This is a genomic window from Anaerostipes rhamnosivorans, assembly GCF_005280655.1.
Classification (GTDB): Bacteria; Bacillota; Clostridia; order Lachnospirales; family Lachnospiraceae; genus Anaerostipes; species Anaerostipes rhamnosivorans.
Genome location: NZ_CP040058.1, coordinates 584,327 through 608,962, shown reverse-complemented (window position 1 = coordinate 608,962; position 24,636 = coordinate 584,327). Strand labels below are relative to the sequence as shown.

General features: G+C 46.8%; 18 protein-coding genes and 1 pseudogene. 2 read left to right on the top strand and 17 right to left on the bottom strand.

What is annotated here, in order from left to right; all coding sequences use genetic code 11:
• Positions 1 to 10 precede the first annotated feature (10 nt).
• From AR1Y2_RS03010 to AR1Y2_RS02975, 8 genes are all read right to left on the bottom strand, one after another.
• Entirely contained in the window at positions 11 to 1,204 is a 1,194-nt protein-coding gene (locus AR1Y2_RS03010; protein WP_137327635.1) for a mannitol dehydrogenase family protein, read from the bottom strand.
• 11 nt (positions 1,205 to 1,215) lie between these two features.
• Entirely contained in the window at positions 1,216 to 2,025 is an 810-nt protein-coding gene (locus AR1Y2_RS03005; RefSeq protein WP_137327634.1) for a PTS system mannose/fructose/sorbose family transporter subunit IID, read from the bottom strand.
• Positions 2,015 to 2,785 (bottom strand): PTS mannose/fructose/sorbose/N-acetylgalactosamine transporter subunit IIC, encoded by a 771-nt coding sequence (locus AR1Y2_RS03000; RefSeq protein WP_137327633.1) that lies wholly within the window; start codon positions 2,783 to 2,785, stop codon positions 2,015 to 2,017. The genes AR1Y2_RS03005 and AR1Y2_RS03000 overlap by 11 nt, the downstream gene beginning before the upstream one ends.
• A gap of 15 nt (positions 2,786 to 2,800) precedes the next feature.
• Positions 2,801 to 3,280, bottom strand: a complete 480-nt coding sequence (locus AR1Y2_RS02995) for a PTS sugar transporter subunit IIB (RefSeq protein ID WP_137327632.1) — start codon at positions 3,278 to 3,280, stop codon at positions 2,801 to 2,803.
• Positions 3,281 to 3,294: 14 nt separating this feature from the next.
• Positions 3,295 to 4,356 (bottom strand): zinc-dependent alcohol dehydrogenase, encoded by a 1,062-nt coding sequence (locus AR1Y2_RS02990; RefSeq protein ID WP_137327631.1) that lies wholly within the window; start codon positions 4,354 to 4,356, stop codon positions 3,295 to 3,297.
• A gap of 16 nt (positions 4,357 to 4,372) precedes the next feature.
• Positions 4,373 to 5,218, bottom strand: a complete 846-nt coding sequence (locus tag AR1Y2_RS02985) for a sugar phosphate isomerase/epimerase family protein (protein ID WP_137327630.1) — start codon at positions 5,216 to 5,218, stop codon at positions 4,373 to 4,375.
• A gap of 3 nt (positions 5,219 to 5,221) precedes the next feature.
• Positions 5,222 to 6,097 carry a class II fructose-bisphosphate aldolase gene (locus AR1Y2_RS02980; RefSeq protein WP_137327629.1) on the bottom strand — a complete coding sequence of 292 codons (876 nt, stop codon included), beginning with the start codon at positions 6,095 to 6,097 and terminating at the stop codon, positions 5,222 to 5,224.
• Positions 6,098 to 6,221: 124 nt separating this feature from the next.
• Positions 6,222 to 8,987, bottom strand: coding sequence for a sigma 54-interacting transcriptional regulator (locus AR1Y2_RS02975; protein ID WP_137327628.1), 2,766 nt, complete (start codon positions 8,985 to 8,987; stop codon positions 6,222 to 6,224).
• A gap of 203 nt (positions 8,988 to 9,190) precedes the next feature.
• Between AR1Y2_RS02975 and AR1Y2_RS02970 the strand changes: the two genes are divergently transcribed.
• Both AR1Y2_RS02970 and rpoN read left to right on the top strand, forming a co-directional pair.
• The gene (locus AR1Y2_RS02970) at positions 9,191 to 9,613 is read left to right on the top strand and encodes a PTS sugar transporter subunit IIA (protein ID WP_137327627.1); all 423 of its coding nucleotides are present in this window, start codon (positions 9,191 to 9,193) and stop codon (positions 9,611 to 9,613) included.
• Positions 9,614 to 9,651: 38 nt separating this feature from the next.
• Positions 9,652 to 10,926, top strand: a complete 1,275-nt coding sequence (gene rpoN / locus AR1Y2_RS02965; protein WP_137327626.1) for an RNA polymerase factor sigma-54 — start codon at positions 9,652 to 9,654, stop codon at positions 10,924 to 10,926.
• A 38-nt stretch (positions 10,927 to 10,964) separates the two neighbouring features.
• Here rpoN and AR1Y2_RS02960 read toward each other — a convergent pair whose 3' ends face one another.
• The 9 genes and pseudogenes from AR1Y2_RS02960 to AR1Y2_RS02920 all read right to left on the bottom strand — a co-directional run bounded on the left by AR1Y2_RS02960 (position 10,965) and on the right by AR1Y2_RS02920 (position 24,484).
• Entirely contained in the window at positions 10,965 to 11,987 is a 1,023-nt protein-coding gene (locus AR1Y2_RS02960) for an alpha/beta hydrolase (RefSeq protein WP_137327625.1), read from the bottom strand.
• Positions 11,988 to 12,052: 65 nt separating this feature from the next.
• Positions 12,053 to 13,033: a sugar-binding transcriptional regulator gene (locus AR1Y2_RS02955; protein WP_175403574.1), complete on the bottom strand. Its 981-nt coding sequence runs from the start codon at positions 13,031 to 13,033 to the stop codon at positions 12,053 to 12,055.
• 291 nt (positions 13,034 to 13,324) lie between these two features.
• Positions 13,325 to 14,936: pseudogene (locus AR1Y2_RS02950) on the bottom strand (PTS system mannose/fructose/sorbose family transporter subunit IID).
• Between the two features lie 26 nt (positions 14,937 to 14,962).
• Positions 14,963 to 15,460 (bottom strand): PTS sugar transporter subunit IIB, encoded by a 498-nt coding sequence (locus tag AR1Y2_RS02945; protein ID WP_137327624.1) that lies wholly within the window; start codon positions 15,458 to 15,460, stop codon positions 14,963 to 14,965.
• Between the two features lie 31 nt (positions 15,461 to 15,491).
• Complete coding sequence (locus AR1Y2_RS02940; RefSeq protein ID WP_137327623.1) at positions 15,492 to 15,947, bottom strand: PTS sugar transporter subunit IIA; 456 nt, start codon at positions 15,945 to 15,947, stop codon at positions 15,492 to 15,494.
• Between the two features lie 192 nt (positions 15,948 to 16,139).
• Positions 16,140 to 17,015 carry a glycyl-radical enzyme activating protein gene (locus AR1Y2_RS02935; protein WP_137327622.1) on the bottom strand — a complete coding sequence of 292 codons (876 nt, stop codon included), beginning with the start codon at positions 17,013 to 17,015 and terminating at the stop codon, positions 16,140 to 16,142.
• 3 nt (positions 17,016 to 17,018) lie between these two features.
• Positions 17,019 to 19,430: a pyruvate formate lyase family protein gene (locus tag AR1Y2_RS02930; RefSeq protein ID WP_137327621.1), complete on the bottom strand. Its 2,412-nt coding sequence runs from the start codon at positions 19,428 to 19,430 to the stop codon at positions 17,019 to 17,021.
• Positions 19,431 to 19,603: 173 nt separating this feature from the next.
• The gene (locus AR1Y2_RS17965; RefSeq protein WP_243118836.1) at positions 19,604 to 21,715 is read right to left on the bottom strand and encodes a sensor domain-containing phosphodiesterase; all 2,112 of its coding nucleotides are present in this window, start codon (positions 21,713 to 21,715) and stop codon (positions 19,604 to 19,606) included.
• 138 nt (positions 21,716 to 21,853) lie between these two features.
• On the bottom strand, positions 21,854 to 24,484 hold the full coding sequence (locus AR1Y2_RS02920) for an InlB B-repeat-containing protein (protein WP_243118835.1): 2,631 nt from the start codon (positions 24,482 to 24,484) through the stop codon (positions 21,854 to 21,856).
• Positions 24,485 to 24,636 lie beyond the last annotated feature (152 nt).

Below are 24,636 nucleotides of genomic sequence, written 5' to 3'. Positions count from 1 at the left end.
CCTCCTGAACTTAACGTTGTTTTACTGCCTCTTTGTACTGTGCTTCAATCAACTGTAGAAGCTCCCATTCCTCCGGAAATAGTCCACAGTACTTCATAATAGCTTCCCTGATACCGTGTTCCTTTACATAATCGGTAATCTCGATACTCTCCGGTTCTCTCTCATCCCGGTACAAAAATCCAAAAGCAATGCCTCTGGCCAGATAATAGGGAAGAATCTGATGCTTCATACACAGCAGGGCCGGACCTGTAAATCGGTTTTTCCTGCCAAGCTTTTCTTTTGGGCCATGTGTTACCCTTTGGATCTCATCTTTCAGATTGCGGTTCTTTGGGGCGTTCATGATGAAGTCTATCCACTCTTTCCGCTCTTCCTGTGTAAAACCATATTCTCTGGATACTGCATCCTCCGCCTCATAAAAGGCACCGGCCGTACAGTCCTCAATCCACGGGTCATCGTAAGTATCTGAAATATACGTACATCCCCTGGCGCTTCCAAGAAATGCGGTCATACAGTGTTTCATATTTCCCGTATACACCTTACGGAAGATCTGGGCTTTCGCTTTGACTGCCTTTCCTACCTGTTCCACCTGGGGGAACTCCCCCTTAAATGCTTCCGAATCAATACCGATATGTCCGTCAAGCTTTGTTGTAACTGCAAACGGATCCATCTCCATGAGCTCCCTGGAGGACGGCATAGCCGCCATCCCGACCATTACCTGGCAGATCCCTGTCTTTTCCTTAACATAGGCTAGTGCCTTCTCATCCTCTGCCAAAAGCTCACTGAGCCTCTTTTCAAAAAAGTCCGGCGCTCCCAAGGCATTGACACAGAGCAGGATGTTAAAATACCCCGCATCTATTTTCCTGGATCTGGTCTTTATAGCTTCTGCCAGTTTTTTGGCAATGCTCTCAAATGCACCTTCATAGACACAACAGGCTACAAGGTCCACTTGTTCCATATGCCGGATCAAGTCGCTCTCATCCGAACAGTCCAGAACCTCAAAGTCTTTTACTATAATTCTCTTTTTTCCCTCGGCTCCTACCCTCTCGATCAGATACGTGCCCTGTTTTCTCAACTGTTCCATACGGTCTGCCATAATGTCATACAGATACAGGCGGTATCCGGATTCATAAAACAGTCCTCCAATGACACCCCTGCCAATGTTCCCGGCACCAATGACCAGCAGTTCTTTTTTCTGTTTTTTCAATTCAGTACCCCCTATGCGATGATGCCCAAGGCAAACAAAATCACGCCCACGACCATAGTTCCGATCAGCAATGGCACTACTTTAACTCCTTTGCCCAGAAGCCAGTAGATGGTTCCCACCAACCCTAAAGAAAGCATTTTCGGCATGATGCTGTCCAAGGTGGTCTGGAGCACCATTCCGCCGTTCTTTACATCGCCGATGGTGATCGGTGTGGAAACGTTGACCGTGGCCACGATCATTGCCCCGATGGCCATAAGCCCCACCACGGAACAGGCATAGGATACTTTATCCATGATTCCAGACTTTTCGGATTTTACCAAAAACTCCGTTCCCATGCTGTAGCCGTATTTGAGACTATACCAGCGTGCCAGCAGGTTTGGTATGTTATACATAAGAAGAAACAGAACCGGAGCCAGCACATTTCCCCCGGCCGCCATGCCGATAACCAGGGACGTGGCAAGGATCCTCAGTGTAGATGGAAACAATGTGTCACCGATTGCGGAAAGGGGACCCATCAGACCGGTCTTGACTGCATTGATGCTTGTGGCGTCAAAATCTGGATTCTTGGCATTTTCCTCCTCCATGGCTGCGGATATTCCGAGAGCGAATCCTGCGATGTTCGGCGTGATATTAAAATATTCCATATGCCGTTTCTTAGCCTCGATCCTGTCCTCTTCCTTGTCGTAGATCTTATCTATCGCTGGCATCAGGCTAAATGTGTATCCATTGTGCATCTGCCCCGGATAATCATTCATAGCATTCAAGGCAAGATACCTTATAAAGATCTGTTTTAAATCTTTTTTATTTAATTTAGAACTCATTTTCGTCACCTCCATAAGCCTCAACCGTCTCCGGCGTTTGTTTCTGGTTGGATAAAATGATCAGCACCAGCATGACCGCAAATAATGTAACCGCAATGGTCGGCAAATTTAAATAGGCTGCCAGCATAAATCCTACAAAGAAATAAGGTGCCATCTTTTTGCTGATGATCATCTTTAACAGCAGGGCAAAACCAATCGCCGGAAGCAGATTAGCAGCTGAAGCAAGTCCATTGATGACTACCTTCGGAATAGCATTGACCGCCGCCTGCACTGCAGTACTTCCCGCATAGATCGACAGGAACCCATAGAGAAAATATACAATAAAGCTTGTGAAAAACGCACCAAACAGGTAGATTCCCCCGGCTGCCTTTGTGTTATCCTTTTCTATCTTTCGCATCATCATCTGGCCGAATGCCGCATTCATGAGTTTGCAGCCGATAAAGATAAAGCCTCCCAGCAGAGCGATCGGGACCGCCAGGGTTGTAGCCACTGCTTTCCCTCCGGTGGTGATGATAGCAAATGCCGTACAGATGGCTCCTGCGGAACCATAGTCAGGGCTGACGGCAGCTCCGATAGGGAAGGAGCCGATGAACATAAGCTCCAGCACGCTTCCGAGTATGACTCCCTGGACAGGGTCTCCCAGTACCAGCCCGGTCAGTGTGGAAATGACAATCGGACGGCAGATCATACAATATCCTAAGAAATATTCCATTTTACAGAGGCCAAGGATCAGCCCCACCAGCAACGCTTTTGTTAACATACCCTTCTCTCCTTTCTAACCTTCCAACAGTTTTTTCGTGACCTTCACCGCGTTTTCCGTGGGCACCTGCTGGATTTCCATCCGAATCCCCTTGGACAACAGGCGTTTTAATGTCTCCACATCTTCACTGGTCACGTTGATGGCCTTGCTCAGTGGCCTGCTGCCTTCCACTGCCGGGAGCACGCCAAGGTTCACATCATTGATCTCAGGAACAGCGTCAGTCAGACGCTCCACGTCCTGCACATTGTTGACTACGATAAACAACTTATATTTGTCGGTCACTCCTGACTGAATCGCCTTAATAGAATCCTCCATGGATTTGATCACAAGCTTGATACCTTGGGGTTTTGAGATTCTCAGCATGGACTGGCGCATCTCATCTTTCGCCACCTCATCGTTGGCTACCAGGATACAGTCTACCCCCAGCGCCCTGGACCATGAAATTGCCACCTGCCCATGTACCAGCCGATAGTCAACTCTCAGTTTCTTGATCATTAAAATCCCTCCTTCTATATTTCATCAAATACCACACTGACCCGGTATGCCCCCGGCACAACTGCGGCTTCAAATGCTTCCTGGACACTGTCAAGAGGATATTTTGCCTCCACCAGTTTTGACAAGTCTATTTTCTTTTCACTGATCAGCCTGGCCGCCTTCTCAAAATCACAAACGTCCGCCGAAAATGTGCCAATCAGCTCCATTTTCCGGTAATGGATCAGGTTGGAATCCACATGCAGTTCTGGGGCCGGATACCCTGCGGCAAACAAAAGTATTCTTCCATGCAGCTGTTTCACCATCTCAAGAGCCTGGTCATTGGCAGCGGTGGCTCCTACCGCCAGAATGACAGCATCGGCTCCGCGCCCGCCGGTCCATTCTTCCACAGCTTTCACCGGATCCTCCTTTGACACATCCACTACATGTAATCCCAGATTCTGTGCCACATTGATCTTTTTTTCCATCATCTCTGTAATCAACACATCACAGCCTTCCGCCTTGCAGGCCAGGGCGTTCAGCACACCCATGGTTCCCGCTCCGATGACTACGATCTTTTCCCCCGAAGAAACTCTCAGTTTTCTGAGTCCCTGGCAGACGGTCCCCACCGGCTCCACAAAGGCCGCCTCAGAAGGATTAATGGAGGCATCCATCTTAAATAGGGAACGGTATGGTTTTATCACATATTCAGAACAGCCAAATCCTCCGTGGTAGCCGTCCGGTGACAGCTTATTCCGTCCTTCTCCAAGAGTCACACACTCACTTGTAAGTCCTTTTTTACAAAATTCACACTGTCCGCAGTTGTCGTAGCCGATACCCACCGGTTCTCCGATCTCAAATCCGGAGACTTTAGACCCCATATCAACGATGGTTCCGCTGAACTCGTGACCAAAGGCCATTGGAAATTTCAAATTCTTTCTGGCACCGGACCACTGTCCATAATCCGTGGTACAGATGTTACAGGCACCGTTCTTGATCAGTACCTCATCCGGCCTAAGCTCTGGAAGCTTTCTCTCATGCACCTTTACTGTGTGCTCCTGCTCTATCACCGCAAATCTTGTTGTCTCTATCTTTCCCATTTTCTTACCTCTTTCACTATGCTCTCAAATATGGTTTTAACTTCTTCATTGTATCCTCGTAGACCGCCGCCGGATGTTCAAAATACACACTGTCTGTGTACTCAAGCACCAGCGGTCCCCGGTATCCGTTTCGGTTCAATATCTTCAATGTCTCTTCAAGCCCGCAGGTCCCGTCACCCCATTTAAGATGGGTAAAAACATCCTTCCTATAGTCCATAAAATGTACCAGATTCAGCCGTTCTTTAAAGTTATCAAACCATTCCTGCAGGGATTCCCCAGCATTATGGATCGTCTGGATGTCAGCAGTCACGGCAAACTGCCTGGAATTTACTGCTTCCATCATCCGTTTTACGTCTTCCATCGTATTACACAGCCTGGTGCTTTTCCTTGATAAGGTCTCCATAGTAAGGTACACGCCGTAATGTTCCGCAAACCGGCATAGATGTCCGATCATTTCCTCGCTTCTTTTTAAGGCCTCCCGCCTTTCCTCAGAAAAGAACTGCCATCCAGATGTAATCAGGACTCTTGTACAGTCAAGCTCCGAGGCAGCTTGTATCACATGCTGAAAATACCTTTGAGTCTTTTCCCGGATCTCTGTCCGCCTGGCCGCCATGTGGAATGGTTTAGGACAGGATTGTTCCGGTGTCATGCTCACCACCTTAAGGCCGTAATCTCTCAGCATGTTCCTGAGCCTTCCCGTATCCTCATATCCTTCGGAGTCCACCAGATAATGTGCCGCACAAGTCCAGAGATCGATGCTTTCATATCCGGTTTCCGCTGCCGCTTTCAAATAATCCTCCAGTTGGTAAAACCGGAAAATATGGTTCATAGGTGCCGGCTGTTTTCTATCGATCAGCGTCATAGCCTACCATCGGTTCTGTGAATCAAACAGCTGCATATAATGCTCCAACACTTTCTGGAAACCTTCCGCCCCTGCCACGATGGTCTGCTGCATGTTCATCTTTTTCGGCGCAAATTCGCCTGTGGCTTTGGTATCCTTCTTCGGTGCGCTGTCCGCCAGAGCTTTTCTCAGGGCATTTTTTCCCGCCTCACTCAGATCTGTGTTCAGGTTCACCTTCTGAATCCCCGTCTTTACCGCTTTTGCCAGGTTCTCATCCCCAGTGCCTGAGCCCCCATGCAGCACGAGAGGGATGGCGATCTCTTTTGATAAGGTGGAGAGCAGTTCAAATTCCAGATGCGGTGTTCCTTTATAGACTCCGTGTGAAGTGCCGACCGCCACGGCCAGGCAGTCGATCCCGGTTTCTTTCACATAGGACTGGGCTTCGGAAAGCTTTGTAAGGCCCTGATCCCGGGTCTGTTCGTATTCATCCCCCTGACCCACATGGCCAAGCTCGGCCTCCACAGATACACCCACTGCGTGGGCTGCTTTTACGATCTCTTTCACTTCCCTCACATTTTCCTCATACGTAAGTGTAGAGCGGTCAATCATAACAGAGCTGAATCCGGCATGGATCGCTTTCATGATATCCTCATAAGGTCCGCCGTGATCCAGATTGACCGCCGCCGGGACTTCCGGATACCTTGCCGCATAAAACCTTGCCAGATCCGCGCACTCATAAATCCCGTGGACAGAAGCCACATCCAGGATCACCGGAGCCTTCAACTTCCGGGCTGCTAAAAAAGATGCCTCGATGGTCTCACGGTTAAACACATTGGGCGCTGCCACCCCGTAACCCTCTTTTTTTGCTCTATTCAGCATCTCTCCCATTGAAATAATCATTGTATGTAATTCTCCTTTCCAGATGATAAAGCTGTTTGTTTTCTATCTGCCCATTTATACAACAAAAAGCGTGCCAACTTAGTGTCACGCTTTTGTCTTTATCACCGGGAACCAGCTGTTTTTCTTAAATTCCGTTTATAATATCATAAATATATCCGATCTCGGACAGTGGGATTTTGACACTATAGGTATCTTCTATCCCACTAAAAGCACTCCGTATCTTTGCGATCTCCTCTGTATGCTGTTCCTCAAGGTCTGACAGACAGGGATAATCTTCAATCGGGCTTCTCCGTATGAGACGCTCCGCCAAGCACCCCACATGGATAAAAAGATTGATCTTTGTACTGTTGGCCAGAGGCTGTCCCGTCATGACTTCATATTTTTTCAGACATTCTTCGATATGGTTCATGATCTTGTCTGTATCCAGGATTGTCAGGGATCCGATCAGCTGGCGCACAGAAAAGTTCCTGACCAGATGGTCGTTGATCTCACCGATCCTGCCTTCCGGGACAGCCGGAGCCAGGATCTTCTCCATCTTCCTGTCCGCCGCACCTGAAACCACTTCCTCCAATGGTATGAACTCAACGCCGGAAAGCTGCGGGTTTACCGTGCCGATCACCCCCAGAATATCATAACTGTCCAAAAGCGCATCAGCCGTGGACTGATTGTTTAGCTGGTCATAGTCATAGGAGATAACACTAATGTCAATGTCGTCCGGGATACTATCATCGATCAGGCCTCTGATCTGCTCCGCTGTCCCGGTCCCGGTAAGACAGCACGTCAGTAAAACCTTCTGTTTATCCACCTTTGGGTAGATCAGCTGGTACTCTGTCTGATTGTATTTTTCCAGCCTGGATATGATGTCCTCCAGGTGGTACCTCTGCTTCACCATCTGCCCTGCATTGACCGCCATCTGAGTGGAAATATTGTTGACAATGGCTGCCGGCACTCGGAGCACGTCACTGAGTTCCTCATAAATATCCATCAAGGAACCTGTATCCACCAGAAGTAAAATTCCGCTGCTGATATCGTGAAACTCAATATATTCCTTCATCCACCGGACAATGTCTTCCATCTTCTTATCAATAGGCATATCCACCGCCTCAAAGATCACTTCTTCCAAAAGCCGGTTTGCCACGTTGGCGATACTGCTGGCTGTGGCGTAGCCGTGGGCCAGGATGACGGCCCGGGTCCTGTTTTCCGCCGATCTTACGTTCAAACTCTTAAAATAAAGAACCAGCGGCAACAATTCTGCCTCTGTCACGTTCAGATCCATTTTGGCGGACAACAGTTCCATCATCCGTTTTACCAGGTGTGTCTCCTGTTTGTAATGGCCTGCGGCATAGGTAAGGAATTCTTCCGATATCTTTTTCTCAGACTCATATTCCGAAGGATGGCTGTTTAAATAGAAAAAATAAGCGGCTGCTGCATGCAGAACATTCCCTCCGAACCGCACATTGGTGCTGTACTCCACATAGCGAAACGCCTCGTGTACGCTGCTAATCACATAGCGCATCATCATAGTGTCCGACTCCGAACTCTGCTGGTAGATCAAACGGTCCAGCATATCATTGACCGCATGGAAACAGCGTTTCTCAAACTGTTCCGCCTCATAGCCCTGGCTTTGGAACTCTTCATAAATGGAAGAAAGCTTCTCAAACAGCTCCTGGTAATACCTGGACTCCTCCGTCTCTGCGGGCGAGATTGTCTCCGCCGCAGAAACCGGCGTGATCAAGACCTCTTGGCTCTTTTTTATTTTGCTCTCGTCACTTTGGGCGATCTCCGAGAGTATCTCATCCGGCAGATCTGCCAGACGGACGGGGATCACATCCCGCTCCTGATCCTTTGCGTAAATGGTGGCACACAGGTACTTGATCGTATTCTGAAGCTCCCCTACGTTCCCCTTAAACATGTGTCCGGCCAGTGCGTCCAGGACATTTCCAGAGACAGCAAGGCTCCGGTCCAGCACCTGGCTCTCCCGGATAAAAAACTGATAAATGAACTGCAGCCTCTCCCGGATACCCCGTTCTGTCAGGTCGGGGATTTCTACTACAATAGGCACACGCCTAAGAAACGTGTCAAGGAAATTGGAATCCAAATCTTCTGTGGTGGCCATAACAATGCGCACGTCAGCTTTATGCCACCCCTCATTTTCTCCCATCCGGCGAAAGATTCCCTGATCCAGAAAGATAAACAGCTTTTCCTGGCTTTCATTGTTCAGTCGGTGCACTTCATCCAGAAACAGCATTCCCCCGTCCGCTGCCTCCAAAAGACCCTTTGTGGTTCCATAGGCTCCTGTGAAGGCCCCTTTTACATAGCCGAACAGACTGCTGGACAGCAGTTCCACGTTGTTTGCATACTGGGCACAGTTTAAAGTGATAAACGGCGCACCCTCAGGAAGTACCTTATGGCAGACAGAAAATTCATAGATCTGCCGGGCCATATAGCTCTTTCCCGCGCCGGTGTCCCCGTGAAGAAAAATCGGCAGGCTGGTGTTCGGATAAAATACCGATGTCTTGATTTGCTCCACCGCTTTTTTCAGACTTCCCCTGGCTCCGATCATACGATCCAGAGGATCTTTTTCACCTCTTACCTGATCCTGATTCTGGGTCTTTTTTTGTTCAAACAGCTCATCCAAGCTGACGTAAACAGATTTCTCAACCGGAAAAAACCGTTGTTCGAACTCTTTGACACTGAAAAAAAGCACCGGCCTTGTGTTGACTTTAAACAGGCTTTTCCCCAGTTCCTGGTTTAAATAATGGCTTACGGTGTTTCGTTTGACACCGAAAATCCCCGACATCGCATCGGCAGTACAGGAGTTATCCACAGCCTGAAAGTCAATCTCTCTGGTCTTTTCTTTAATATAAGATAACAGTTTATCTTTTAACATGATCCCTCTCCCTCAAATGGCATTTTAAAATCTTCACTTTTGTCTTCATTATGCCAGCTTCTTTTCATTTGTCAATCGTGATATAATAATGAAAAGATGCCTCTGCTTTGACACTATAGTTTGGCACGAAATTTGCTATATATCATGATGTAAGTCAGCATGATGCCCAGACTGTATACAATCAATTCTAAGAGGTGACAAAGATGAAAAAAAAATTATTGATCGCAACCCACAGCACATTTGCTGAAGGTATTAAAAACGCAATGGAACTTGTGACCGGCACTCAGGACGCTGTCTGCACCCTATGTGCTTACACGGAAGACATGACAGAGGTGGAGACGCCCGTCAGAAAGATCATGGAGGAACTCTCCCCAGATGAGGAACTGATCGTAGCCACGGATATCTTTGGAGGAAGTGTCAACAACGAATTCATGAAGTATCTGGCAAGTAAGAAGATCCACCTGGTCTCTGGTGTCAATCTCCCGCTCCTGTTCGAGCTGGTTTCTGTCCTGGATGCCCCTGACACAACAACGGCCGTGAAAACTGCCCTCGAAAATGCCAAGGACCAGATGAAATACTGCAACCTGCTCCTGGAACAAGCTCCATTACCCCGTGACTCTTTTTAACTTTTTTAGATCCCATATTAGAAAAGGAGGGATTTCTTTTGGATACGTCATACCGCACAAACCTGGAACTGAACCAAAAGCAGCAACTTTCCCAGTCTCAGATCCAGTCCCTGAATATCTTGTCGCTGGACAACGGGGAGCTATCTGAGTTCCTTCAGAATGAATACATAGAAAATCCAATCCTGGACTATTCCCCTCCTTCTTCTTGTGCTCCCGTTTCCGACAGCCAGGCATTTGATATTCCGGCCGAAAATACGGAGGAGGTAAAAACCTTTCTTTTGGACCAGCTGAACCAAAATGATTTTTCGTCAGCTGAATGGCAGACTATGAAGTTTATGATTGACTGTCTGGACTCCGGCGGTTTTTTCCGTATCTCTTTTCACGAGCTTTCTACTCTGCTCACAATCCCTGAAAAGGAGATCAAACGGTGCTATGAGGTACTCTCCGACCTGGAGCCCGCCGGCATTTTTTCCAGGGATCTGTCCCAGTGCCTGTTAAAGCAGCTGGACATCCAAGGGAAAAAGACAGAAATCCTGGAGCAGATCATTAAGAATCATCTGGATGACATAGCCCTTGGACATATCAGCACCATTTCAAGGAGCCTGAAGATCTGCACAGCCGATGTGCGGAAAAACATTGCCATCATCCGGAATCTGAACTCCAAGCCGCTGCAGGGGTTTTCCACTGCAAAAACCGAGTACATCACCCCGGATATCATTGTCTCTGTCCAGGAAGACCAGTGGGAGATCCAGCTGAACGATGACTGGGTGGGAAATTATTCACTGAATGATTACTACATAAAGATGCTCAAGGATACTAAAGACCCTGAGCTGAAGGAATATTTCCAAAAGAAATATGAGCGATGCCGTTTTCTCATGGCCAGCATTGAGCAGCGCAGGCATACAATCTTAAAGATCACAGAAGCCCTTCTGAAAAGACAGCCTGATTTCTTTCTGAACCACGGCTGCTTAAAGCCCATGACCATGAACGACGTGGCGGAGGATATTGAAATGCATGTGTCCACGGTAAGCCGCGGCATCAAAGGAAAATACCTTCAGTTTCCATGCGGCGTTGTCTCCATGAGGTCACTGTTTACCGGCGCGTCTCCCTGCTCCGGCGCTTCCGTCAGCAGTACAGATATCAAAACGGTCCTGAAACAATTAGTGGCATCAGAAGATCCACGGAAACCATACAGCGACCAAAAGCTCTGTACCCTTCTGAAAGAAAAGGGCATTTCCATCTCCAGACGGACCGTTGCAAAGTACCGGGAACAGCTGGGTATCAAAGGAACTTATGACCGGAAAGAGCTCTAAGAAAGCAGGCAGGCCCCTCAAATATGAGAGGCCTTTTTTTACATTGCTTTGACTCTTTGGGCGATCTCGTCGATACAGTCCTGCGCCTGTGGCAATGATCCAAGGCGGTCAAAAAAACCGTGGTCCAGTCCTTCATACAAGATCACTTCTGTATCCTTGCCCGCTTTCGTGAGCCGTTTGACAAACTCTTCATTGCATATCTTAAAGTAATCGAATTCAGCCTCAACCATCAGGGTCTTGGGCATTCTCGATAAATCTTCGGCATAGAGCGGTGACACGTCTCCATCCTTTGTGGAATAACCATTCTGCACATATAATTCTTCCATATAATCTGTCAGTTCTTTAAAACGGAACAGCCGGTTCATGATGTAATCCTTCTGTTTTTCATCCATCTCATACTTTGAATAATCCCATTGATACGGTGTCTTCTCCGCTGGAGTCAGGTCCAGTGCCCCATAGATATAGACAGCAAGCCCGATTCTCTTCTTTTCATCCCGCAGACAGCAGTTGGCAGCCAGTGTCCCCCCGGCGCTCTCTCCCATGACAGCGATCTTATCCCCGTTGATCTTTAACTCTTCCGTATGTTCTGTCATCCAGTCCAGAGTCCCCATCACATCCTCCACCGGGCCTGGAAACGGTGTCTCCGGCGCCAAACGGTATTCCGGAGAGATCACCACTGCCTCCGCCTGCTCTGCCAGGTACCTGCACTGGTTGCTTTTGGTCTTTACATCCCCACCAAAAAAGGCCCCTCCGTGGATAAACAACACTGCATTCTTTTTCTTCCCAGTGTCCTTTCCCCGGTATATGTGGATGTTGATCATATGGTCTTTTACTTTAATGATCTTAGAGATCTCCTGGATCTCACTGGTTGTGATATCCTCTCCTTCTCTTTTCATCTCTGTCCTTAAAACCGCCAGATCCAGATCCTCCGCCGGGATCTGGTTTTTCTGGTAAAACATTGCCACCCTCGGCTCTCCCTTTGCCATTTCCCTCTCCATGACTTTTTTCTCAAACGCGTGGGGTCTGTTCTCTTCCATCTTATGTTTGATATACTTCTCCATTTTTCTGCCTTTCCTTATAAAAAAGAAAAAATCCCAAAGAACATTTTCCTTTGGGATTTTATAGTTTAAAGTTTTACTTTTGCCAGATACTCCGCCACATTATCATCTGTGATAAGAACGTTGATCAGCTGGCCTTTTAAGACACTTAAGATCGCATCCTTCTTCTCCATGCCATATGCCACACCAACGCGGATCGGTATCTTTTTAAGGTCCTCCAGGCTTAAACTGATCAGCCTGCCCTCAAAATCGTCTTCGATCAGATTGCCGTCTTTGTTGATCACATGGGAGAGGATCTCTCCGGTACCGCCCTTTTCCTGCATCCGCTCAAATTCTTCCACTGGTATGAGCTTCGCATTGATGATGGCGGAATTCTGGTTGACGGTTCCGATTCCCATCACTGCGACATCTGCAGATTTTGCCAGGTCCAGCACCTCTTTTACACTGGCTTCATTGAGAAAATGCTCTTTCACCTCCGATGAAGTCACATACTGAGGCGCCAGAAGCTGGTAGCCATTGCCGTTGATGATCCTTGCCACCTCATCGATCAGGTAATTGGAATAAGCCAGCCGGTAGGATTTCTCCGCAGTGGGCGGAATGTTGGTGGTCGCCATCAGCGGCACAACATTTACATCGTCCACCTTGAGGAATCTTAATCTCACGTCCTTTGCCAGGCACTCTACCGTCTTCTGAAGGGTAACCCCCCGTGTCAGGGCCAGTGTCATATGATTTTTCAATGTTCTCAATATATAGTCGGAAGCGTAAAAAGCAATTTCATCACTGAGGTCATCACCATCTTTTACACAGGCGATCACTGCCTCTTTTAAATTAAACTTCTGTTCCAGGATCGTCTCTGTACTTGTCATGGCCCCTTCTGGATAGTTGATCTTGATCTGTACATATCCTTCTTTTCTGGCCTGTGCCAGGGTCCTTGATATAGTTGTCCTCGAAACATTCAGCTTTTTTCCTATCTCCAGCTGTGACATTCCCTGTTTATAGTGCATCTCTACCACTTTAATGATGAATCTTTCTTCTCTCAATTTGCCCACGCCTTTCTGCTTAAAATCTATAAATCTAGTATACCTTATCGCGCAGAGCGCGCCAAGCCCTGAAAGGGCATAAAATACGGTGTGCCCTGTGGTATGACATTTTCCACATGATTTCCGTTCGGCTCTTAGAATGCCTCACTCCAATCATGTAGAAAATGGACGTAATGTCTGCTGGAGAAGGGCTTCTGTTAAAACAAAGGTGACACTTTTTGAAAGTTATTTACCACTATTGGAGGAGCGCATTTCAAAAGTGCGACGGAAATAGTGGTGAATAACTCATCCCCTGTCGGATTAAATAATGACTCCTAAGCATCCCAATACTAAAGAGACTATTGTAACCCCCAATGTCGCCGCGAAATAATTTCTTTTCACCTTAGACAGGTATCCCCATACGCAGAGCACTACGATCAGCGGAAGCAGACCCGGAATAATAGAATCAAAAATTGACTGAAGGGTTGTGGTATATGCACTTGTGACGAACTTCACCGGTGTGGATACTGTCACATAAGTGGATGCGAGTCCGCCCATCATAAACAATCCTAAAATACTGGCCCCTGCGATGATCTTGTTGACCAAACCGGATTTCAGCATGTTCTCAGCAAAAGAATAACCGAAGGTGTAACATTTCTGTGTCAGGAAATATCCGATTCCAAAGCAGATAACCGTCAACAGTACGATCGGCCGGATTCCCTTTTTTCGCCAGCGGAAGGAATAAACCGATGAGCAGGTACATCAGGGTTGACCATGAGATCGTATCTCCGATACCGGCCAGAGGTCCCATCAGTCCGGTTTTCAGGTTCATGATAACCTCACCTGGGATTGCCTCATAGTTTCGGGATTTCTTTTCTTCCAGTGCCAGTGTGAGTCCCAGGATCGGTCCGCCGCCCCAGTGTGCCTCTGTGTTAAAGAATGTCATGTTTCTTTTCAGTGCTTCAATGTAACGGGGTTTATTTTCTTCTCCCGGATAAAACTTTTTCAGTGCCGGAACTAAGGATGTACAAAAGCTTGGAGCCTGCATTCTCTCAAAGCTGTGGCAGGTTTCCGCGCTAAACCACCAAATAAGCCATGATTTTAAGATGTCCTTCTTGCTCAGCAGTTTCTCCACTGCCTCCTCTTCCTCATCGTCATCGTCTTCATCGTCCTCATCCCGCTCTCCCTGAAAATCATTTGCTTTGAACGTGATATAGAGGAATGTCAGGAAACCTCCTACCATCAAAAGAGGAATTGTCCCGATTTTCGTATACTGTATTAAGAAAAATCCTGCAAAGAAAAAAGGGATATACTTTGGTTTGGAGATCAGGTTTGCGATGATAGCAAATCCAACCGCCGGAAGGCATGCCCCCATGGCAGATAAACCATTGGTCACTGCTGCCGGTATATTGTCCAATACTCCCTGAAGGGCTCCGCTTCCGAAGTACAGTGCCACTGCCACCGGAACTCCGAAACAGATGATCCTCGCGATTGCACAATAGATAACGGACCATCTGGTCATGCCCGCCGCATTTCCTTCCGATACAAACTTATCTCCCTTCTGCGCAAAGAATCCTGCCATCAAATAGATCAAGTTGGTGATCTGCGCTCCCAGCAGTCCCACTGGCACAGCCAGGGCAACTGCCGCTGTTGTATTCAGTCCGGAAGCCATAGCCACCGGGATCGCGATATAGGCTGCCAGACACGGATCTGACGGCTGGTTTCCGCCTGCTGAGATCACCCCTAGGTAGATCAGCTGCAGGGATGCCCCGATGATCATGGCCTGAGGCATGTCTCCAAGTACCGCTCCCACAACCACTGCGTTGAAAATGACCGTGTTGAACATAAAAGCACCAGCTGTATAGGGAACACAGCACTTTGCGATACCGCAGAATAGTCCAAGCAGCACAGCCTGTAAAATTGTAATCGTCATAGTTTCTCTCCTCCTATGTAAATAAATTAGTTAAGATCCGGAAATGTTTTTCTCATGATCTCCAAGGATTCCTTTTTATCCGTAGGCTGCATCTGGAAGTACAGTTTCACTCCGGACCTCTCGATGTCAAATAAAGTCTGTGCCTCACTCTCTGACAGTCCCACCTGTTTGTAGATCTGCTTTCTGTCATTGATAATGGCCATCTGTCCGATGGTGATCTCTTCAAAAGACACGCCCTTCTCCTGCAGTTCGGCAATCTGTTTTACATCCCGGAAAAGTACAAACACATTTTTTGAACCGAACTGGTTTTTCTCCCAGGCTTCCACGGCTTTGTCCACAGAGAAAATACTGACTTTGATATCCGGGGGTGCCGCAAACTTTAAGACACTTTTCTGCATCTTGTCTTTTGCCACATTGTTGTCTATGACGACAATATGCTGTGCCTTAAAGACATTGACCCACTGAGTTACCACCTGTCCGTGGATTAATCTGTCATCCACCCTCACTGCTAATTTCTTTGCCATAAGCTCTCTCCTTTTCTATTCTTATGAATGATTACTCATCTTCATCGTCATCATGAAGGAATCCTTCCACATCGATTCTGAAGATTCCCTTCTTCCCGTTTTCCACTGTGTCTGTGCTGAAGTCTTTTCCTGCAAGCTCTTCTCTGGACATGACCGCATTGATCAGCATCGGTAAATTCATACCCGCGGCAACTTCCAGCACCTTTCCTGTCTCCTGTATGTATCTCATCACCTGGTTGCACGGGGTTCCCCCGAACAGATCCACCATGATCAGGCTGCCTTTTGGAAACTTTTCTATCATGTCCACAAAAGCTTCCCTGTACTTGTCAATGTCGTCCCCCGCTTCCAGAGAAAATGCAGCAATGTTTTCACTGTCTCCAAAAATCATCTGTGCTGTTTCCACCAGTGAGACCGCAAACGGACCGTGGCTTAACAAAATGATCCCCGGCAGATCCTGGTTTAGTTTTTCCTGTCTGTAAACCTTCAAAATAATTCCCTCCTATTTTGTTTTCACATACACTTTTGTTCATTATTTCACCTATGTGTGATTATGTTCTTTATGATCTTATTATATCGGTCCCGAATCCTTCTGTCAAGACAAAATGCACACTTTTTCATTGATGTGGCTATAATTTCTTTCACACTAATTCTGGTGTTCGCCTGCTGCTGTAAAACAGCCTTAAGCTTTCCGCTGATACTTGATGATTTTTTCTTTCCACTGACTTACCGTTTCTTGGGAGGGAACACTGAATTCTCTTCCATTGCTCTCTCCCAGCCGTTTCTCTTTTGCTGTACCCAGACAGTGATAGGGCATGAGCTCCCAGCCATTTAGGCCGTCCATCCGGTTCAGAAGATCTGCAATTCCCTGAAAGTGCTCCTTGGTATCATTAGCCCCTGGGATCACCGGGCATCTCAGCGTGACAGACGCGCCTTTTTCACAGAGAAATTTTAAATTGTCCAAGATCCTCCGGTTATCTGCGCCTGTCAATTCTTTATGCCTTCTTCTGTCTGTCTCTTTGAAGTCCCATAAAAACTCGTCTACATAAGGATATATCCGTTCATAATTCTTCTGGTCCGAATAACCGCTGGTCTCCATTGCCGTCGATAACCCTGCCTCTTTTGATTTCTTGAGCAATTCCAGGGCAAAGTCTGTCTGCATCATCGGCTCTCCCCCAGACAGGGTGATCCCCCCTCCGCTTGTGCAAAAGAACGCCTGATCCTCCCGCACCTCATAAAGCACCTCATCTGCTGTCATATAACTTCCCACCAACTCCAGAGCGCCGTACGGACAGTTTTCGGCAAACCTTTCTTTTATGCTGTCTGGTTCTCCTGATACTGCCTTTAAATCTTTGAATACTTCCCTGCACCTGCCGCACCGGCGGCAGCGGTTCTCAAAGTACTGCAGTTCCATCCTGGTGGAAATTCCTTCGGGATTATGGCACCAAAGGCACCGCAGAGGGCATCCTTTTAAAAAGACATTGCTGCGGATTCCCTCACCGTCATGGATGGAAAAATGCTGTATCCCAAAAACCAGTCCCTTGATTTCTTTTTTCATATTTTATCCTTCCCCGTACATTGTCCGGTTGATGATCTCATTCTGCAGAACTCTGTCCAGATTGACAAAGAACTCACAGTATCCGCCTACCCGCACGATCAGATCCCTGTGTTTTTCCGGATGTATCTGGGCATCCTTTATGTCCTCCAGATTGGTTGTGTAAACCTGGATCTGGGGACCACCGGAGGCAATATAGGTCTTCAGCAGACTGACCACCGCCTGTTTCCCCTTAGGATCATTTAAAATGGACGGATTCAGTTTAAAATTCAGTGCATATCCTCCTGTGACATACTGGCTGTCCAAACGTACAACTGAGTTCAACAGCCTGGTAGGGCCCTTGGCATCTTTTCCCTGTCCCGGCCCCATACTATCACTGAACGGTTCTCCTTTATGTCTCCCATTTGGGGTCGCCCCCGCGATCTCTCCGTGATAAATATGAAAAAAATAGCCAAAGAGCGTAGAGACGAATTTATCCCGATCCGAAAGTTTATTCAGTTTTAGAACCGCCTTTGAAAAATGGGTGAGCACCATATCTGCAATACTGTCCACCTCTTCGATTCCGTTGCCGTAAGCCGGAGTCTGGCGGTCCAGCATAATCCGGAGCATTTCATACCCTGCAAAATCAGCCTTTAATGCTTTGTTTAATTGCTCCAGTGTCACAGTTCCTTTTTCAAAAACAAATTTCTTCACAGCGCACAGAGAATCCGCCGCCGTACCGATGCCGTAGGCATACACAGACCAGTGCACCGGACACTCACTGCCGTTCTGCAGCATATCTTTTCCGCTCTCCAGACAGCCGTCAATGAAAATGGAAGAAAACGGATCATAACACCTCCCAGCCATATTGGCGCTCTTCTCCGCCGCCTCCTGCCGGTCTGCCTCGATAGCGGCATCCAGCTCCTGAAGGTAAGCCTTCATAAAGTCCTCAAAAGTATGTATTTTTACTGTTCCTGCTTCCCACTTTCTCATGACCTCCTCGATGAGCACCGGAAATGCAATCGCCTCGGTGACTCCCCAGTTGGGCTGTTTCCCCGGGACCATGATCTCCACGCAGCCCATATTGTAGTAGTCATTGGCCTGCTGCTGGGTATATCCCAGCTCCATCATGTTTGGGATCCAAATATCATCATTTAACAGCATGGGCTGCCCGCATCCCGCTTTTACAGTCTCAAGAGCTTCCTCGTAGATCCAGCCAGGATTCAGCCTGTTTACCCTGAGTCCCACATTCGGATACGGCATACTCAGCTCTCTTGCTGTCTCCAGGCAAAGGCGGGTCAATTCATTCACCGCATCGGTTCCATCCGGTGTGATCCCTCCCAGCGTAACGCTCTGGACTGTACGCATTTTAGGCTCGTTGACCTTCACCCAAAGACACCCCAGCAGCTCCTTTGCCTCATCAGGGGTGATCTTATTCCGTTTTCTGTCATTTTCATAAAACGGATATAAATACTGATCCAGCCTGCCGAAGGATAACGCTGAGCCGCCCTGGATATTCGCAATGATGTGCAGCATCCATGTCAGCTGTATTGCTTCACAGAAAGAGTCTGCCGGCTGCTCTGAAATCTTAAGGCACACAGACGCCATTGCTTCTAATTCCTTCCTTCGTTTATGGTCCACAGATTTCTTTCTGCTGCATTGGTCTAATTGATCCGCATACCTTTTTATAAATGTACTCACTGCCTCAATGGAGATGAGGGCTGCATGATAGAATTCTAAGCTGTCTGCGTCTGAGGCACTCTCATAACGGCCAAGGATCTCTTCCCTGAGTTTTGACAGTCCTTTTTTTAATGCCTTTTCATAGTTTAGATTCAAATGGTTTCCTACGAACCACGGAAGTTCACTGTATAGTTTCTTATCTTCTTCATTATAAGGAATCTTAAATGCCCGCTCCAGCTCCCGTCCAATCTCATACGGTTCAATCTCCCCGCAGCCTTCATATCTTTTTTCCATCAAAGAGATCTGATCTTGAAGATCCCGAAACTCAATACTGGCGTCATGGTGGACCCGGGACATCAGAGACCACCGGCTTTTTTTACTTGTGAAATCTTCTTCAAAGCTTTTTGCATGGCCCTCCTCAAACTTAAGGGATCCGTCAAAATTCTCATCACTCTTCTTTTTCTTTAAATACGTTTCGATCGTCTGTATGGACTTTTGTTCCTGCTCTTCTTTTGTCATCTGGACACCGTATACCGGGCACATGCCGAGCATACTCCCTGCGATCAGTTCATAGGGCAGAACCTCCAACCTTACCTTAGCCAACACATCAGAAAATGCTTTTGCCCTTCTAATCTGAACCGGCTCATTTTCTGTCTTTCGCAATGAGTCAGCTACATACTGGTAAAGATAGGTAGATCTCACCCCCTGATCATTTAACTCCTGGATATACTGTTTCAGTGCTTTTATTCTTTCACTCATTATTTTCCCCTTTCAAACTATGTGCACACTTTTTCACTTATATGTGATTATGTACTTTCACTTTATATCAACCGTGCCTGAATGTCAATTTATTTTGTATCTGTGTACAACAAAACAGCAGGCTCTACAGAACCTGCTGTCTTAAGAAAGGAGAAATGATAACAGCCAGAGTGTCAGCTAGTTTTAGCCTCCGGCTGGATATAAGCTTTAGAAAATTCATGAATGGGGATCGGCTTTGAAAAGAAATAGCCCTGTCCGCAGCAACAGCCCAAATCCTTTAAAATATTGATCTGGCCTTCGGTCTCAATTCCTTCGGCAATAGGGATCATATGGTTTAATGTCCTGCACATCTGAATCACATATTTGACGAGAACCTGGGACTTTTCATTGGTCTCCAGACTTTCGATCAGACTTTTGTCCAGCTTGATCTCATTAAAATCTATAGCGGACAGAATCGCCAGATTGGAATATTCGGTTCCGTAATCATCCAAGGATATTTTAAATCCCGCAGTAATGATCTCCTCCGCCAGCCGGCTTAACTCTTCCAGCTGGATCTTGGAAGAGCTTTCCGTGATCTCGATACAGATGTTGGACGGGTCCACCTGGTGGCTTTGGCAAACTTTCAGAATACTGTTGACGATATCCGGTTCCATCAAAGTGACTCTGGAAAGATTCACCGATATCATCGGGGAAGATCCAGCTGTCTGTTTCCACTGCCTGATGATCTTACATACCTCCTCCAGAACAAACAGATCGATATGGCGGATCGCATTTTCCATCTCATACATAGGTATAAATTTATCCGGCATGATCAGGGTACCGTCCGGCCTAAGCTTTCTGACCAATGCCTCTGCCCCTATGATCTGACCGGTCTCGATCTTCACCTTCGGCTGGAGATAGACCACAAACAAACCCTTTTCTATATCTCTTATGAGGCATTTTGAGATCCCTGATCTACGGTTATATTCCACATTCAGATTTCTTTTGTAGTAAATCTGTTTTTCTATATACATCAATTCACCTGCATAGGCGATCTGTTCCTGGATTCCCCGTTTTCCGGAATCCCATACTGCTCCTATGGAGACGCTGAGCTCTTTGTTTTGTTCTATATTTCCCCTGAGTTTTGAGACCTTGCGCTCAAAATCTTCCCTGGATATCTCTGTACAGAGAACCACGTACTCATCTCCTCCGGTCCGGTAGACGTGCTCTTTGAAAATTCCAGTCAGCGCTGTTGCTGTGCTGTAAATCAGCCAGTCTCCGTAGGCCTGCCCGTAAGTATCATTGGTCACCTTCAGCCCATTCAAGTTTAAGAATACAACTCCCAGGTTTTTCACTGGCTGATCTTCCATCTGCTGAAGAACCTGCATATATTTATTCCGGTTTTCCAAACCTGTCAGGCTGTCGATACACCTCATCTGCTCAAACTTTTTCTTCATCCTGCGCTTTTGGATATCATTCAACACAAAGGAGGCCACGGATCTCAGCAGAAGAAGCCCCTGCGTATTGATCTTAGGATTATCCACACCGATAAATCCAGTGATCTCTCCCTTTTCTGCCAATGGAGCTGCCGCCAGACTGTCAGCACCTCTAAGTTTTAAAATCTCGCTCCCGGCAGATTCCCCGTTCTGATTTGGAATGTAAAACTCTCCTTTTTCCTGGAGTTGATTCAGCCACTTTTCTGCTTTTTTTCTGGATATTATCTGCCTGTCCCTGCATTGATCCTGCCCGGTACACCATTCATATGTCTTTTTTATATTTTGCCTGTTGTCATCGACTTCAAAAATATAGGCACAGTCCCCATGATAGAAATCTGCGATGATCTTTAACAGTTCATGAATGGCGGTATCCATGTCTTCGTATTCTCCTAATGTCTGGATACAGTGTACCAATGTCTCTTCATTGGTCAGTTTAAACTTTAATTCTTCTTTTTCCTGTTCTGTACTGGTGACATTATATGCGGTCTCCAGCCTTAGAGCCCTTCCGTTCTCATGTACAATCTTATCTTTGATCACAAAATATTCGTCCAGCATCTGATTATGGTTCAGCCACGTATAAACCCTTTGCTCTTTTAGTTTATGGTTGGTGCAGAAGCTGCACGGAGAACTGTATCCCTGCAGGACCTGATAGCACATTTTTCCGAGATATTCTGTCTCATCACCAATCCCCAGCAGCTGCTTGCCAAATTGGTTGATGTACAAAAGCTGATAACTGCCCATATCTGTGAGATAAATCATATGATCCAATTCATCCAGTATCATTTGACTCCACGTATCTGCTTCTCTCATCTATTTTCCTCCCCACATTTCTCTGTAAGTACTATATACTGTCCTCTACTTTTCAAGAGAATATATTTCCAGATAAGGTTAGTTCCCTGATGAACCAAACAGGGCCAAAATTTTTATTTTGACCCTGGATTTCTAAAATTATGATTTCAATTTTCTCTTTCTAATGAAAAGTCCGGCAGCTGTTCCAACTCCTCCTGTCAGGCATAAAAGTATCCATAACATTCTGCTGTCATCCCCTGTTTTTGCAACCCGCCGCCTTTTCTTTTCTGTAATCTCTCTGTAGTTCCACTTCTGAGGTGAGGATTTTTTCTTTGGCTTAGGCTTCTTATCCGTTGTTGGTTTTTCTTTTGTCGAAGTCGGCTCCGGCTCTCTGCTCCACTTTGCTCTCAGTCTCATGCTGTCATTCACAGGCGTTTGAAAATCCCATTTTATTTCTTTTCCATTTTCATCGATGTAATACCAGCCCTCAAAAGTATATCCGTTCCGTTTAGGCTCTCTCGGCTCTGAAGCCTTTTCTCCTCCGTTGACCATCTGGTCTTCCGGCTGGTAATCTCCTCCGTCAGAGTCAAAAGACACTTTATGTACCCCGGTCAGGGTTATGGTGACTACAGTCTTTGTCCCATCCTTTAATGTAAATGTCAGCGGAAATTCGCCTGTTCGGTAGTTATCTTTGGCATCGTTGATCTTTTTCATCTGCTCTGCATCTGCGGATGGCACCTCATTGTTTCCATATGGATCTTTTCCCATCGCTTTGCACAGCTCTTTGATCTCATCCTCTGTGAAGAGTTTTCCCCCCGTTGGCTTTGTGAACCCGTTGGCTCCGATGCTGGAGGCTTCTTCCCCTTCCTCGTGGCTGCTGCCCTGGTCTCTCAAATATACATGGATGGTGATCTGGGTTCCCTTTGGAGTTGCGATGGTCAGCGGATAATCACCGATCTTTCCCGCGGTTTTTGCCTGATTGATCTCTTCGATCTGGGCCCGGTCCGTTAAGACAAGATCCGCCCTTACGATCGGAGCCGCAGTGTCATCCCATGCCACAACTCCGGAAAACTCCTTCAGCTGCTCGTCTGTAAATGCAGCTCCTCCGGTCTGGCTGATGATGTTTCGTCCCTTGATGATCTCTCCATTTTCCTCTGTAGTTTCATCGTAAGCTTTTAGCGTCACCTGGACTGTAGCTTTTTTCCCTGATGGGGATGTAAAGGTCAAATCAAACTTTCCTCCTATGGAGGCTGTTTTTTTCTCATTGATCACTGCCAGCTGATCCGCATCTGGTGTCAGATTCTTTTGATCATAGGTGACTCCCTGCTCATTTTTTCCTTTCACATCACAAAGCTTCTGGACATCTTCATCTGTCCAGGCATCCCCTCCTGAATCAGTGACATGGTCATCAGCGGCTATAGTCGGTTCCATCTGTTCCGGGTGAATCTCCGCCGCATCCGTTCCTTTATCTTTCAGAAAGACGGTGATTGTAGCTGTTGTTCCGCTGGGTGTTGTAAAGGTTACTGGAAACTCTCCGGTTTTTCCGGCTGTCTTGGCTTTATTGACAGCTTCCAGCTGTTCTTTGTCCACATAGGTTAAGTCATCATACGGAAAGTCTGAACCGTTCTCCTGTTTGCCTGTCACCATGGCAAGCCCCTTTAGCTGCTCCTCTGTGAAAGCCTCCCCTCCGGTCTGGCTGATTACATGATTGGCTCCGATCTGCTCTTTGGTGGAATCTTCGATACCATTTGCGTCACGAAATGGTCCAAAATATACTTTCGTATAAAATCTGCTGACATTCAGCTCTTTTTTTTCTTTAAAGGGCGTTCCCTCCACAAAGCTATAGTTTGTCAGGGAAGTCCCATCCTGAATGTATCCCTGATAACCAAAATCGGGGACTACAACTGCGTCTGTCACATAAGACGGACCTCCTGCAGATCCTATTCCGGGCATGTTCGTTGCCGCATCTCCTACAGCAATGACAATGGTATCCCCGCCGCTGATCTTAAAATCAATTAGTTCCATCGTTTGTTTAGAGGCGCCGTCATTATATGATGCTCCGATACCTGGTGCACTTGGACCTCCGACCGCTTCAACCTTACCTCCTGTAATATAAAGCCCCTCTACTTTTGTTCCATATCCACCTCCGATTCCAGAACCGTGATTGGTTCCTGTGGCTTTTATATTACCTCCGGAAATCCTGATGTTTTTTGCATATCCTTTACCGTCGCTTTGAATCTGGGATACACAGGCGGCACCAATCCCACAGGAATGCTCACCTCCCTGTGCTTCGATATTGCCGCCTCTTATTGTAAAATTAGCAAATCCCATTTCTTCTACTCCGCTGTATAATCCTCTGCATGTACTGCCTATGGCGGTAATATCCAAGTTATGTCCTTTTGCATCTAATGATCCACAGGTATCGTTACATTGATGTCCCTTCTCTCCAGATTTCTGACATTGAATCGTAAGTTCTCCATCCATTCCGTCTTTCCCTATAGCACATCCTCCTTGAGACTCACTTCTCGGGTCTTTACAATCCAAAAGATTGTGTCCGATCAAAGTAATCACCACGTATGCATGAGATACAGTAATACAGTCATAAGTGTTACAGGTTATACTTACATTATCCAGTGTAAGATGCGTTCTTACTCCCTTTTGAACTACAACCCTATAAGAGGATGTTGTCCCTGTGATCCAGTAACCTTTGGGATTTAACTCCGTCTCATTATCAGACAACCCGCCCCCGACAGCTCCATTCTCTGTGATCGTTATACTTCCTTTACTCACATCCAGTAAAGTCTGCCCATTCTCAGCCAGAGCCCTCTTTGTTCCAGCTTTCTTTTCTTGTTTCTTGACTGGCTTCTTTGACGCTACTTCAGTAGAATTTACTTTTTCTGTTCTTTCAGCTTCGGATGAGATTGGAACCTCTCCCTCTTTTT

Bases quoted from the DNA above. Each gene is read 5' to 3' on its own strand.
- AR1Y2_RS03005 (WP_137327634.1), bottom strand. From the start codon at position 2,025: ATGAGTTCTAAATTAAATAAAAAAGATTTAAAACAGATCTTTATAAGG.
- AR1Y2_RS03000 (WP_137327633.1), bottom strand. From the start codon at position 2,785: ATGTTAACAAAAGCGTTGCTGGTGGGGCTGATCCTTGGCCTCTGTAAA.
- AR1Y2_RS02995 (WP_137327632.1), bottom strand. From the start codon at position 3,280: ATGATCAAGAAACTGAGAGTTGACTATCGGCTGGTACATGGGCAGGTG.
- AR1Y2_RS02990 (WP_137327631.1), bottom strand. From the start codon at position 4,356: ATGGGAAAGATAGAGACAACAAGATTTGCGGTGATAGAGCAGGAGCAC.
- AR1Y2_RS02985 (WP_137327630.1), bottom strand. From the start codon at position 5,218: ATGACGCTGATCGATAGAAAACAGCCGGCACCTATGAACCATATTTTC.
- AR1Y2_RS02980 (WP_137327629.1), bottom strand. From the start codon at position 6,097: ATGATTATTTCAATGGGAGAGATGCTGAATAGAGCAAAAAAAGAGGGT.
- AR1Y2_RS02975 (WP_137327628.1), bottom strand. From the start codon at position 8,987: ATGTTAAAAGATAAACTGTTATCTTATATTAAAGAAAAGACCAGAGAG.
- AR1Y2_RS02970 (WP_137327627.1), top strand. From the start codon at position 9,191: ATGAAAAAAAAATTATTGATCGCAACCCACAGCACATTTGCTGAAGGT.
- AR1Y2_RS02960 (WP_137327625.1), bottom strand. From the start codon at position 11,987: ATGGAGAAGTATATCAAACATAAGATGGAAGAGAACAGACCCCACGCG.
- AR1Y2_RS02945 (WP_137327624.1), bottom strand. From the start codon at position 15,460: ATGGCAAAGAAATTAGCAGTGAGGGTGGATGACAGATTAATCCACGGA.
- AR1Y2_RS02935 (WP_137327622.1), bottom strand. From the start codon at position 17,015: ATGAAAAAAGAAATCAAGGGACTGGTTTTTGGGATACAGCATTTTTCC.
- AR1Y2_RS02930 (WP_137327621.1), bottom strand. From the start codon at position 19,430: ATGAGTGAAAGAATAAAAGCACTGAAACAGTATATCCAGGAGTTAAAT.
- AR1Y2_RS17965 (WP_243118836.1), bottom strand. From the start codon at position 21,715: ATGAGAGAAGCAGATACGTGGAGTCAAATGATACTGGATGAATTGGAT.